9 protein-coding genes and 1 pseudogene are annotated in these 12,222 nt (G+C 53.5%); 3 read left to right on the plus strand and 7 right to left on the minus strand.

All coding sequences use genetic code 11. The annotated features are described in order from the left end of the window. Positions 1 to 216 precede the first annotated feature (216 nt). The gene (yvcK, locus tag J1G48_RS15160; RefSeq protein ID WP_001246038.1) at positions 217 to 1,125 is read left to right on the plus strand and encodes a uridine diphosphate-N-acetylglucosamine-binding protein YvcK; all 909 of its coding nucleotides are present in this window, start codon (positions 217 to 219) and stop codon (positions 1,123 to 1,125) included. Positions 1,126 to 1,216: 91 nt separating this feature from the next. On the opposite strand, the pseudogene slrP reads toward yvcK, so the two are convergent. The 7 genes and pseudogenes from slrP to bioB all read right to left on the minus strand — a co-directional run bounded on the left by slrP (position 1,217) and on the right by bioB (position 10,245). Next, positions 1,217 to 3,471: pseudogene (slrP, locus tag J1G48_RS15165) on the minus strand (SPI-1 type III secretion system effector E3 ubiquitin transferase SlrP). A gap of 7 nt (positions 3,472 to 3,478) precedes the next feature. Beyond that, complete coding sequence (locus J1G48_RS15170) at positions 3,479 to 3,652, minus strand: hypothetical protein (RefSeq protein ID WP_001575831.1); 174 nt, start codon at positions 3,650 to 3,652, stop codon at positions 3,479 to 3,481. Between the two features lie 308 nt (positions 3,653 to 3,960). After that, the gene (uvrB, locus tag J1G48_RS15175; RefSeq protein ID WP_000042502.1) at positions 3,961 to 5,982 is read right to left on the minus strand and encodes an excinuclease ABC subunit UvrB; all 2,022 of its coding nucleotides are present in this window, start codon (positions 5,980 to 5,982) and stop codon (positions 3,961 to 3,963) included. A 650-nt stretch (positions 5,983 to 6,632) separates the two neighbouring features. Beyond that, on the minus strand, positions 6,633 to 7,319 hold the full coding sequence (gene bioD / locus J1G48_RS15180; protein ID WP_000167219.1) for a dethiobiotin synthase: 687 nt from the start codon (positions 7,317 to 7,319) through the stop codon (positions 6,633 to 6,635). Beyond that, positions 7,312 to 8,067, minus strand: a complete 756-nt coding sequence (gene bioC / locus J1G48_RS15185) for a malonyl-ACP O-methyltransferase BioC (protein WP_000079917.1) — start codon at positions 8,065 to 8,067, stop codon at positions 7,312 to 7,314. Before bioC ends, bioD begins: the two co-directional genes overlap by 8 nt. Continuing rightward, positions 8,051 to 9,208 (minus strand): 8-amino-7-oxononanoate synthase, encoded by a 1,158-nt coding sequence (bioF, locus tag J1G48_RS15190; protein ID WP_000118943.1) that lies wholly within the window; start codon positions 9,206 to 9,208, stop codon positions 8,051 to 8,053. Before bioF ends, bioC begins: the two co-directional genes overlap by 17 nt. Then, complete coding sequence (gene bioB / locus J1G48_RS15195; protein WP_000090727.1) at positions 9,205 to 10,245, minus strand: biotin synthase BioB; 1,041 nt, start codon at positions 10,243 to 10,245, stop codon at positions 9,205 to 9,207. Before bioB ends, bioF begins: the two co-directional genes overlap by 4 nt. A gap of 86 nt (positions 10,246 to 10,331) precedes the next feature. On the opposite strand from bioB, the gene bioA reads away from it, so the two are divergent. Beyond that, complete coding sequence (gene bioA, locus J1G48_RS15200) at positions 10,332 to 11,621, plus strand: adenosylmethionine--8-amino-7-oxononanoate transaminase (protein ID WP_000205515.1); 1,290 nt, start codon at positions 10,332 to 10,334, stop codon at positions 11,619 to 11,621. A gap of 57 nt (positions 11,622 to 11,678) precedes the next feature. After that, entirely contained in the window at positions 11,679 to 12,155 is a 477-nt protein-coding gene (locus J1G48_RS15205) for a kinase inhibitor (RefSeq protein ID WP_000767403.1), read from the plus strand. Positions 12,156 to 12,222 lie beyond the last annotated feature (67 nt).

A 12,222-nucleotide genomic window follows, 5' to 3' on the forward strand; every position in this document is an offset into this window, starting at 1 on the left:
ATATAAACATATACATAGCGATATGATCGTGCTATTTAGCGACAGAATACGTGAAAATCACACTTTTACATTGATATATATCATTTAGCCGTGGTAACGCCCTCGCTATAAAGGGGTAGTCGGGAATAATTAATTGTCTTTTAGCCGGTCGGCTAATTGCTGAAAACCCGCGACTTGCGCTACTGTAGCGCTGCTTATTTGACTTCAGGAATTTTTATGCGCAATCGTACGCTGGCTGACCTTGATCGTGTCGTTGCCCTCGGCGGAGGGCATGGATTAGGACGCGTCCTCTCCTCGCTTTCTTCATTAGGTTCGCGCCTGACCGGCATTGTGACTACCACAGATAACGGGGGGTCAACTGGCCGTATTCGCCGCTCGGAAGGCGGGATCGCCTGGGGCGATATGCGCAACTGTCTGAATCAGTTAATTACCGAACCTAGCGTCGCGTCCGCTATGTTTGAGTATCGTTTTGGCGGTAATGGCGAACTTTCTGGTCATAACCTCGGAAATTTGATGTTAAAGGCGTTAGATCACCTGAGCGTGCGGCCTCTGGAAGCGATTAATTTAATTCGTAATCTGCTTAAAGTGGACGCGCAGCTGATCCCGATGTCGGAGCTACCGGTAGATCTGATGGCGATTGACGAACAGGGGCATGAGATTTACGGCGAGGTGAATATCGATCAGTTAGCGACGCCGCCGCAGGAGATCATGTTAACGCCGAACGTTCCGGCGACGCGGGAAGCGGTACAGGCCATTAATGACGCGGATCTGATTCTGATTGGCCCTGGCAGTTTTTATACTAGCCTGATGCCTTGCCTGCTGCTGGATGAACTGGCGCAGGCGCTGCGGCGCACCCCAGCGCCAATGGTGTATATCGGCAATCTGGGTCGCGAACTGAGTCTGCCCGCCGCCAGTTTAACGCTGGTCGATAAGCTGGCAATGATGGAGCAATATATTGGCAAAAAAGTCATTGACGCAGTAGTGGTTGGGCCGCGAGTTGACGTCAGTGCGGTGAACGATCGGCTGGTGATTCAGGAAGTGCTGGAGGCCAGCGATATCCCCTATCGCCACGATCGTCAGTTATTACATAATGCGCTGGAAAAAGCGCTACAGGCGTTGGGTTAAGCCCGTTTACCGACGACGCTGCGCTTATCAGAAGCCTGTTTACACCGAAGGGTAAACAGGCTCTCTCCCTCTTCTGATAAACTGCGTTCAGCTATCGCCAGTAGGCGCTCATGAGCGAGCTCACCTCTTTTTTCAGCAATATATTCTCCATGATCTCAGTAAAGAGGGTCTGATTGATCTCTTCCATTATCCGCATTCCAGCCATGCGCTCTGCGTCAGGATCACCTGCTATTCCTAACGCTTCCAGTTCAGCATTGACCCGGCTCTGATACTCATCCGTTTCAATACACTCAGCCCTTTTGGCCATCATTTCACGCCACTCTTCTGGCGCTATACGCTCCAGCACTTTATGCCACGGCCCCCACAGCGCAAACCATTTGTGAAAATCCCTATTTTCAGCAATTTTTATCCTTATTTCCGCCTCGTCCAGGTCAGACTCAGTGATACCCGAAACGTTATAAAATCGCATATCCTGGGTCATTGTTGTCAGCGACAGCGACTCTCGTAACTGATTCTGAAAACCCAGAAATACTTCGACTTCGTCAATAAAAAACAGCCGTTTTACCTTTTCTCTGGCGAGCGATTCTATTTGCTCCAGCCGAAAGATTTCACGCCCCGCCATAATCAGTTCCGCTAAGTGGCTATCAAAGGCGCCTCTTTCAGCATCATGAACCAACGTCGCTTCCTGCATTTGGTGGTATGCCAGTGTGACCCGATCTTCACAGCTTATCGTTGCACCCATCGCTATAATAAATGCGGTTTCTCTTAGTGCGCTATCTTCAGCCAGGCGGAGACTTGTTCCTTAAAATCCGGGTGTCGGGTGTTCTGCGTATCGCTAAGACGATCCAGAAACATGCTGAAGGCTGCCGCGTTTACTTCCGTCTCAAACGCCCGCCATTGGTTGACGTCTTCCTCCTCGAGATTGGTTAGCCACCCCTGGACAGCTTGATGCAGTGGTCGAGTTACCCGAACAATTGAAAAGTCGCCCATGGCAAACAATACCCGGGGTCCCTGATAATCTACAGAGGACATTAGCCGCTGCATATTCTGTATTGTTCGTTCTGAAAAAGGATTATATTCTACGATTATTCTTGTAGGTTGAGGTCCTTCACCACGAAAATGGGGTAACGACTCCGGGAGACGGACCAGGTTATTGCGAGAGGCCTGCATTATTTGTAATGCCGCCGGGAGGTTTTCCGGTAGATTAGTCAATGCGTTACGGGAAACATCCAGCGTTGTTATCGTGGGAGGTAGTGTTTCAGGCAGAACCGTAATCTGATTTTTACTTACATCCAGGACCTGTAATTCTGGTGGTAACGATGCGGGCAGACTGGTTAAGGCATTTTCGCCGGCCTCCAGAGTCTTCAGGCCCGGCGGCAATGTTTCAGGCAAAGCGGTTAACGAATTACTCTGCACATTCAAATGGGTAATCCCTGACGGAAGATGTGCTGGCAGTGTCCTTATGCTGTTATCATAAACGCTCAGGTACCGAAGTTCCTCAGGTAGATTTTAAGGTAAGCAACTAATTTTATTATGGAAAAGATCCAGCGATTGAAGCGCTGAAGGCAAACGTTCCGGCAATTCAGTAATACGGTTAATGCTCAGCTCCATTTCCTGTATGGTATCCGGTAACGTGGCAGGGATACTGGTTAGCTGATTACTGTTGGCATACAGGGTCTTTATATTTCCCTGTAAATTTTCCGGCAAACTTTTCAGTTCATTGTTATCGAGTATCAGAGTAGTTATCTGCTCAGGAATATAGGCAGGTATAGTGGTAAGTCCTAATATTTTCAGACGAAGTTCCGTCTTATTATTTTTCAGGCAGTCACGCATCCGTTGTACGGCTTCTTCACGATTTGCTGCCTCTTTCGCTGGCGCCTCTTTTACCCACTCAGACCAGATTAACTCATAATTCACAGCATCTTTGGAGCCGGAAGCGCTACTCGCCTGCTCGCTTTCTGTCACACGGGTATAGGTGACTGACTTTCCCCCTCCCTCAACGGTATAGCCCTCTGTATTAAAAACTATAGACAGAATTTCCTGACTATTTTCACTCAAAATACAGTATTGGTCTGCCCCTCCTCTACTATACTGAATATTATCCGCATACGCCGGGAAAGCTAACATCCTTAAACATTCAAACTTGCTTTTGATCTCTTCTGGCGAGGCGGTTTCAGGTGGATGACAAAGATAAGCGATGCAGCTTTGTGCTTCAACCTGATGTTCTGAAGAGAAAAAGGCACTTATTTTATTCCATATCTCTTCTTTTAAAGGCACCTCTGTTGAGGCCTCATTGCTAATACTTTGATGCCTTGCCGTAGATTGTATATTAGTAATATTAAACATATTTTCCCTACCTGATCTGAACGTAACCTAAAGTAACAGATAAGGATATTCTCAACTTTAAATAAGAGGTCACAGTCGTCATTATTTCGGACAAATCATTCAGTATTTGCAGCGCTTGACTTATAAATGCTCGCGCTTCCATCACCTCTTTTTTAAGTAGAATGATGTAATCTGTTGCCATGACACGCTTTCAACGAACTCACATAAGATTAAAATGACGATCATGAGGATAGCTATACCGATAATACGGGGCGTTTTTTTTCATAGCCGAGGAGAGAGGGAAAATTAGCGTTGGGTTCAGCCTCAACGCTAATTTTCTTCAGTTGTGATTAAACTAGCTACCCCATTGATGTTTTGAGTTTTTCGACAATCTCGTTAGTCAAAGCCTGTCACTGTTTTTCATTCCTGACTGACTTAGCCCTTACTATTGAACTGAAATTCTCAAAAGCGAGCCATGGTAACGATGACTCGCTGGCGATCGACACATTGTCAGGACGCCGCGATAAACAACTCGCGTAACTGGTGCAACTGGTCGCGAATTTGCGCGGCTTCTTCAAACTCCAGATTTTGCGCGTGCTGCATCATTTGCCCTTCCAGTTCATGAATTTTCTGCTGCAACGCTTTCGGCGTCATATCCAGTTCGACAATTCCGGCTTTTGCCGTAGAACGGCCCTTGCCTTTCCCCTTCGCTTTGGTTTTCGCAATGTTCTGCCCCAGCGCCAGGATGTCGACCACTTTTTTGTTCAGCCCCTGCGGAGTGATACCGTGCTCTTCGTTGTACTTCTGCTGCTTCTCGCGACGTCGCTCGGTTTCGCCAATCGCCTTCGCCATCGACGGCGTGATTTTATCGCCATACAGAATCGCTTTACCGTTAACGTTACGCGCCGCGCGCCCTATGGTCTGAATCAGGGAGCGCTCGGAGCGCAGGAAGCCCTCTTTATCGGCGTCCAGAATCGCCACCAGCGAGACTTCCGGCATATCCAGCCCTTCGCGCAGCAGGTTAATCCCCACCAGAACGTCAAACTCGCCCAGACGCAAATCGCGGATGATTTCCATGCGCTCCACGGTATCAATATCTGAGTGCAGGTAACGCACGCGCTCGCCGTGCTCTTCCAGATATTCGGTCAAATCTTCCGCCATCCGTTTGGTAAGCGTAGTGACAAGGACACGCTCATTAATGGCCGCACGCTGACGAATTTCGGACAGCAGATCGTCCACCTGGGTCGCCACCGGACGCACTTCAATAATCGGGTCCAGCAGCCCGGTCGGTCGCACGACCTGATCCACCACCTCATCACCAGATTTTTCCAGCTCATAGTTGCCGGGCGTGGCGGAAACATAGATAGTTTGCGGCGCTAAGGCTTCAAACTCCTCAAACTTCAGCGGACGGTTATCCAGCGCCGAAGGCAGACGGAAGCCATACTCGACCAGCGTCTCTTTGCGCGCCCGGTCGCCGCGGTACATGCCGCCTATCTGCGGGATGGTGACATGAGACTCATCCACCACCAGCAGTCCGTCGGCGGGCAGATAATCGAACAAGGTTGGCGGCGGTTCGCCCGGCCCGCGGCCCGACAGAAAGCGGGAATAGTTTTCAATGCCTGAGCAGTAGCCCAGCTCGTTCATCATCTCTAAATCGAACTGCGTGCGCTGGCTTAATCGCTGCTCTTCAAGCAGCTTATTATTCGCCAGCAAGACCTTACGCCTGTCCGCCAGCTCATCTTTTATCTCTTCCATCGCCTGCAGAATACGCTCGCGCGGCGTCACGTAGTGCGTTTTGGGATAGATAGTATAACGTGGCACCGTTGACTCTACCTGCCCGGTTAACGGGTCGAACAGCGACAGGCGTTCCACTTCTTCATCAAACAGCTCAACGCGTAGCGCGATGTCGTCAGATTCAGCCGGGAAGATGTCGATCACTTCGCCGCGCACGCGAAAGGTACCACGCTGAAAAGCTTGATCGTTACGGGTGTATTGCAATTCCGCCAGCCGACGCAAAATCGCGCGCTGGTCAATCAGCATTCCCACCGTCAGATGCAGCATCATTTTCAGGTAGAGATCCGGATCGCCCAGACCGTAAATCGCGGACACGGAAGCCACCACCACGACATCGCGTCGCTCAAGCAACGCTTTCGTTGCCGACAACCGCATTTGCTCAATATGTTCGTTTACCGAAGCGTCTTTTTCGATAAACGTATCCGAACTTGGCACATACGCTTCCGGCTGATAGTAGTCATAGTAGGAGACGAAATACTCCACCGCGTTTTCCGGGAAAAACTCTTTCATTTCGCCGTAGAGCTGCGCCGCCAGGGTTTTATTGGGCGCAAGCACCATCGTTGGCCGCTGCAAGTCCGCAATGACGTTGGCAATGGTGAATGTCTTCCCGGAGCCGGTCACGCCCAATAACGTCTGATGCGCCAGCCCGTCCTCCAGCCCCTCTTCCAGACGACGTATAGCGTCCGGCTGATCGCCAGAAGGTTTAAAAGCGGAATTCAGTTTGAACGGTTTACTCATGAGCGGCTACCTGAAGGAGTGAGCGGGCAGGGATGTAATTTTACTCTCGACGGTGAATATTGCCAATAAAAAATACTGGATGAAAAAACAGTAACACTCCAGTGTATAATGGCTATCGGTAGATACCCCACGCTATTTAGAGGTAAAACATAGACAGTCGCGGGGTAAAATTCCAGCAGTGTGCTGGTTATCCCCAGACCAGAGTCTTTTTTAACATTTGTCAAGTCGGATGATGAAAGTTTTATGTCAACGTATCCTCCTTCCTTTACAACCATTGATTTTATATAACTTGCTGTCTGAAAAGGGATATTTTCTCAAGCCGTCTTTCGCGCCAATTTAGTCGCAGGCCGCGTCGCCTCTCGCTTACGTTGTGTTTTCTAACTCTAATACACAAGGTTATCCACAGGAATAGTGGATAACTGCTTCCAGCCCGTATCCCCTGCCGCCTGGCAAAATCAGCCCCTGACGTTTTCGCCGGGCGATAAAAAAAAATTATCGCTATTTTTGGCAGATTATTGGCTAACGAGAAGGCAAAAATTGAGGCGTAGACGCTCACATTTTGCACATTTTTAGCATGGCGACGTCAGGAGGGTCTGGCGAAAGAACAGCAGGATCGTCTGATCCTGCAAGAAGGCGGTTTTTAAGCGCGGTCAGGCGCGTTCCAGGGGGCTAAGGTCCAGATACTGTCCTGTCGCCGCCTGCGATGGAGAAACGCCCAGCCACGGGATTTCCCCTAACAGCGGGGCCGGTATGACGCGGCGAAGCGTCGCGAGATATTCACCATGACGCGCGCCTGGCGGCTGCATGTCGTTGGCTATCCATCCGACAAGCGGTAATCCGGCCTGTTCTACCGCCAGCGCCGTCAGCATGGCGTGATTAATACAGCCCAGCTTGACGCCAACAACCAGAATCACCGGCAGCTGCTCCGTCTGTACCCAGTCGGCAAACGTCAGCGTGGCAGAGAGCGGTGTAAACCAGCCGCCCGCCCCTTCTGTCAACACCCAGTCTGCCTGCGCCTCCAGCGTTCGTAATCCGCGTGATAACACCGCCGCGTCTATCGCCCGGCCTTCGTCGGCGCTAGCGATGTGGGGAGAAGTAGGCTCGGCAAAAGTATAAGGATTGATAGCGGAATAAGGTTGCGGCAGGCTGCTGTTACGCTGCAAGGCCAGGGCATCGCTATTGCGTAGCCCGTCGGTTGTCATTTCGCTGCCGGAAGCGACGGGCTTATAGCCTACGGTTTGATAACCTAACTGCGTTGCGGCCTGCAATAAGGCGCAACTGGCGACCGTTTTACCGACTTCAGTATCAGTACCGGTCACAAAATAGCGTTTAGTCACGTTCAATCACTCCCATAAAAAGGTGGTACGTCAGCGGATATTTCCCCTGCCGCTGCGGCCATGCCAGTTGAATCTGTCTAAGCCGGGCGCGGGTTAATACATCCGTCTCCCGCCCTTCATGAAGATGGGTGGCGCCAATGCCTTTGAGCGAACGCATCGCGCTCAGGGCATCCTCAAACCACAATGTCATCGCCTGAGTATGACGAGACGCCCGCCAGCCGCGTAGCGCGTGGTCAATGGCCTCTTCCGGCAAAAAGCTATTCGCGTGAGCGCGATTATCGACGGCCTGCCATGCCTGACGCAGCTCCGGCAACGACCCCTGGCACAAGGTGGTAAACGCCACCACGCCGCCGGGCCGTACAACCCGATACAACTCGCTCAACGCATCGCGTAAATCGCCGCACCACTGGACCGCCAGGTTGCTCCAGGCCAGGTCAAAAACGCCGGCGTCATGGGGAATCGCTTCGATATCCGCCAGCAAATAGTGATGCGCCGCCTGACGATCGCGAGCCTGTTGCAGCATCGGCAGCGAAAGATCCAGGGCGGTCACTTCGCTCCCCCGCTCTCGCCAGTAACGACTCATACGTCCGGGGCCGCAGCCTGCGTCCAACACACTGGCAAACTGGCGGCCTGTCAACAGCGTCAGCAGCGCATCCGCGCTGTGTTGCTGTAAAGAGGCGTGCTGTTCGTATTGCGATGCGGCCCGGCCAAACGCCGCCGCAATAGCCTGCTTATTCACCTGCGCCATGCAGCACCTCCAGCAGACGGTCTATATCGCACGCTTCATGCGCCTGCGTTAACGTTAAGCGCAGGCGCGCCGTACCGACAGGCACCGTCGGCGGACGAATCGCCGTCGCCCAGCATCCTTGTTGACGCAGCGCCTCCGCCAGGCGCAATGCACGGCTGTTATCGCCCACGATTAACGGCTGGATGGCGCTATGGGCATTCAGTAGCGTAAATCGGGACGCGTTAACGCCGGCCCGAAAGCGCTGAACCAGAGCGGCGAGTTTTTCGCGCCGTTCACGACCTTCATCGCTACGGATCACCGCCAGCGAGGCGCTTAACGCCTGCGCCTGGGCGGGCGGCATACTGGTGCTGTAAACCAGATGACGGGCGAATTGCAGCAGATAATCTGCGACGCTTTCCGAGCAGAGCACCGCTGCGCCGCTGACGCCAAACCCCTTACCGAAAGTCACCACCAGCAACTCAGGCTTCACCCCCCGCTGCCAGCAGGTGCCCCGCCCCTCATCGCCAGTCACGCCGATGCCGTGCGCATCATCAACCAACAGCCAGGCATGATGCCTGCGGGCAATGTGCTGGATTTCCGCCAGCGGCGCGCTGTCGCCGTCCATGCTGTATACACCTTCTGTCACCACCAGTTGCTGACCCACGCAGGGCGATTGCAGTAAACGCGACAGATGCTGCGTATCGTTATGGATAAAGCGGCGAAGCTGCGCCGGACTCAGATTAGCGGCTTCCAGCAGGGAAGCATGACTCAACCTGTCGGCCACAATCCGGTCATTTTTTTTCATTAAGGCGGTAATGACCGCCTGATTCGCCGCAAAGCCAGAGATAAACAGCAGCGCGCGTGGATATCCTAACCATTGCGCCAGTTCCTCCTCTAACGCCTGGTGCGCCACGGAATAACCGCTGATATGACCCGACCCGCCGCTGCCGACGCCAAAACGCGTCGCTGCCTGTTGCCAGGCGCGAATAATCTGCGGATGTTGACTTAAGCCGAGGTAATCATTGCTGGAAAAGTTAAGATACTGTCGCCCGTTCGCTACCAGCCAGCGTCCGGCGCCCTGCGACACCACATAGCGGCGGCGCAACGTATCCGTCGCCCGACGCGCCGTCAGCGCATCGTCGACGCGTTGTTGCCAACTCATAAGGCTGCCGCGTTGTAATAATCATCGGTGTCAGGCGTCATCAGCGTCTGCTCCAGACGTTGCTGCTGCTCGTTATCGCCCGCCAGCACCCTGGTCTGCTGCGGATTCAGTCCCAGCTTACGGAATAACTGCAGATCCTTGTCCTCTGCCGGATTTGGCGTAGTTAACAATTTGCAGCCATAGAAAATCGAGTTCGCCCCGGCCATAAAGCACATCGCCTGGGTCTGCTCGTTCATCTGTTCACGCCCTGCGGAAAGACGCACGTATGAGGTCGGCATCATGATGCGCGCCACGGCGATAGTACGAATAAAATCAAACGCATCCACGTCATCGTTATCCGCAAGCGGTGTGCCTTTCACCTTCACCAGCATGTTGATTGGCACGCTTTCCGGCGGCGTCGGCAGGTTCGCCAACTGCAACAACAGTCCGGCGCGATCGGTAACCGTTTCGCCCAGACCCACAATGCCGCCGGAGCACACTTTAATCCCTGCTTCACGGACTTTTTCCAGCGTGTCGAGGCGCTCCTGATAGGTACGGGTAGTGATGATATTGCCGTAAAACTCCGGCGAGGTATCGAGGTTGTGGTTGTAGTAATCCAGCCCGGCGTTAGCCAGACGCTGCGCCTGGCTCTCGTTCAACATGCCGAGCGTCATACAGGTTTCCAGCCCCATCGCTTTGACGCCCTGTACAATCTGCTCCAGATAAGGCATATCGCGTTCATGCGGATTCTTCCAGGCCGCTCCCATACAGAAGCGGGTCGAACCGGCGTTTTTCGCTTTACGGGCGGAGTCCAGTACCTGCTCTACCTCCATTAAACGCTCGGCTTCCAACCCGGTTTTATAGCGCGAGCTCTGCGGGCAGTATTTACAATCCTCCGGGCAGGCGCCGGTTTTGATCGACAGCAGCGTACTAACCTGTACCTGCTGCGGATCGAAATGCTGGCGATGAATTTGCTGCGCTTCAAACAGCAATTCCAGCAGTGGTTTTTCAAATAATTCGGTTACTTGCGACAGTGTCCAGCGTGGGTGGCGAGCCATCGGGCTTCTCCAAAATATGTTGTTTGTTTTTGATATGGTGTAGACTCGTAAACCTAAATCTTTTTAATTTGGTTTACAAGTCGATTATGACAACGGACGATCTGGCCTTCGATAAACGCCATATTTGGCATCCTTACACTTCCATGACCTCGCCGCTGCCGGTATATCCCGTTGAGCGGGCCGAAGGCTGCGAGCTGGTTCTCGCCTCGGGCGAACGCCTGATTGAGGGGATGTCCTCCTGGTGGGCGGCCATTCATGGTTATAACCACCCGCAATTGAATGCGGCGATGAAAGCGCAAATTGACGCCATGTCGCATGTCATGTTCGGCGGCATAACCCATACACCTGCGGTGAATCTGTGCCGTAAGCTGGTCGCGATAACGCCTGAGCCGCTGGAGTGTGTCTTTCTGGCCGACTCTGGTTCGGTGTCGGTAGAAGTGGCCATGAAGATGGCGCTGCAATACTGGCAGGCGCGCGGCGAATCGCGTCAGCGTTTTCTGACGTTTCGCCACGGTTATCATGGCGACACGTTCGGCGCGATGTCGGTGTGCGATCCGGATAACTCCATGCACAGCTTGTGGAAAGGCTATCTGCCGGAAAACCTGTTCGCGCCGGCGCCGCAAAGCCGGATGGATGGCGAATGGGATGAAAGCGACATCGCGCCATTTGCCCGCCTGATGGCCGCGCATCGCCATGAAATAGCCGCCGTGATTCTGGAACCTATCGTTCAGGGCGCGGGCGGGATGCGCATATATCATCCACAATGGCTCAGGCGTATTCGTAACATGTGCGATCGCGAAGGCATTCTGCTGATTGCCGATGAAATAGCCACCGGGTTTGGCCGTACCGGCAAACTGTTCGCCTGCGAGCACGCCGGGATCGCGCCGGATATTCTGTGTCTCGGCAAAGCCTTAACCGGCGGCACCATGACCCTCTCGGCAACGCTCACGACACGCCAGGTTGCAGAGACTATTAGCAACGGCGAGGCGGGGTGTTTTATGCATGGCCCGACGTTTATGGGGAATCCGCTGGCCTGCGCCGTCGCTTGCGCCAGCCTGACGCTGCTGGAAAGCGGCGAATGGCGTCAGCAGGTGGCGTCTATCGAGTCTCAGTTACGCGCTGAGTTAGCCCCCGCGCAAAGTTCGCCCTGGGTGGCGGATGTGCGGGTGTTGGGCGCGATTGGGGTGGTTGAAACCACGCACACGGTCAATATGGCGGCGCTTCAACGCTTCTTCGTCGGGCAAGGCGTCTGGATCAGGCCGTTCGGCAAGCTAATCTACCTGATGCCGCCCTACATTATTCGTCCGGATCAACTGCGCCGTTTGACCCAGGCGGTCAATGACGCGGTACACAATGAAACATTTTTTAGCCATTAATCAGCGGTAAGCGATGCTGCTTCTGGCTACACTTCTGGTGAGTCAAAAGGAGAGCGCATGAAACTTATCAGCAACGATTTGCGCGATGGAGATAAACTTCCTCATCGCCACGTTTTTAACGGTATGGGCTATGATGGCGATAATATTTCGCCGCATCTGGCCTGGGACGACGTGCCGATGGGCACCAAAAGTTTTGTCGTGACCTGTTACGATCCCGACGCGCCGACCGGCTCCGGCTGGTGGCACTGGGTGGTGGTGAACCTCCCGGCGGATACGCGCGTACTGACCCAGGGGTTCGGCTCAGGCCTGGTGGCCGTACCAGACGGCGTCATTCAGACGCGTACCGATTTCGGTAAAGCGGGCTACGGCGGCGCGGCGCCGCCTAAAGGGGAAACGCACCGCTATATCTTTACGGTTCACGCGCTGGACGTCGAGCGTCTTGACGTTGATGAAGACGCCAGCGGCGCGATGGTCGGCTTTAATGTGCATTTCCATTCGCTCGCCAGCGCCTCGATCACGGCGATGTTCAGTTAAACGCTGTGCCGGATGGCGGCGTAAACGTCTTACCCTGCCAACGGGTTGGGTAAGCCGAATACGCGCC

Origin of the sequence: Salmonella sp. SAL-020 (genome assembly GCF_017372215.1) — a bacterium.
GTDB classification, from domain to species: domain Bacteria; phylum Pseudomonadota; class Gammaproteobacteria; order Enterobacterales; family Enterobacteriaceae; genus Salmonella; species Salmonella enterica.

Bases quoted from the DNA above. Each gene is read 5' to 3' on its own strand.
- bioA (WP_000205515.1), top strand. From the start codon at position 10,332: ATGACAACGGACGATCTGGCCTTCGATAAACGCCATATTTGGCATCCT.
- yvcK (WP_001246038.1), top strand. From the start codon at position 217: ATGCGCAATCGTACGCTGGCTGACCTTGATCGTGTCGTTGCCCTCGGC.
- uvrB (WP_000042502.1), bottom strand. From the start codon at position 5,982: ATGAGTAAACCGTTCAAACTGAATTCCGCTTTTAAACCTTCTGGCGAT.
- bioF (WP_000118943.1), bottom strand. From the start codon at position 9,208: ATGAGTTGGCAACAACGCGTCGACGATGCGCTGACGGCGCGTCGGGCG.
- J1G48_RS15170 (WP_001575831.1), bottom strand. From the start codon at position 3,652: ATGGCAACAGATTACATCATTCTACTTAAAAAAGAGGTGATGGAAGCG.
- bioC (WP_000079917.1), bottom strand. From the start codon at position 8,067: ATGGCGCAGGTGAATAAGCAGGCTATTGCGGCGGCGTTTGGCCGGGCC.
- J1G48_RS15205 (WP_000767403.1), top strand. From the start codon at position 11,679: ATGAAACTTATCAGCAACGATTTGCGCGATGGAGATAAACTTCCTCAT.
- bioB (WP_000090727.1), bottom strand. From the start codon at position 10,245: ATGGCTCGCCACCCACGCTGGACACTGTCGCAAGTAACCGAATTATTT.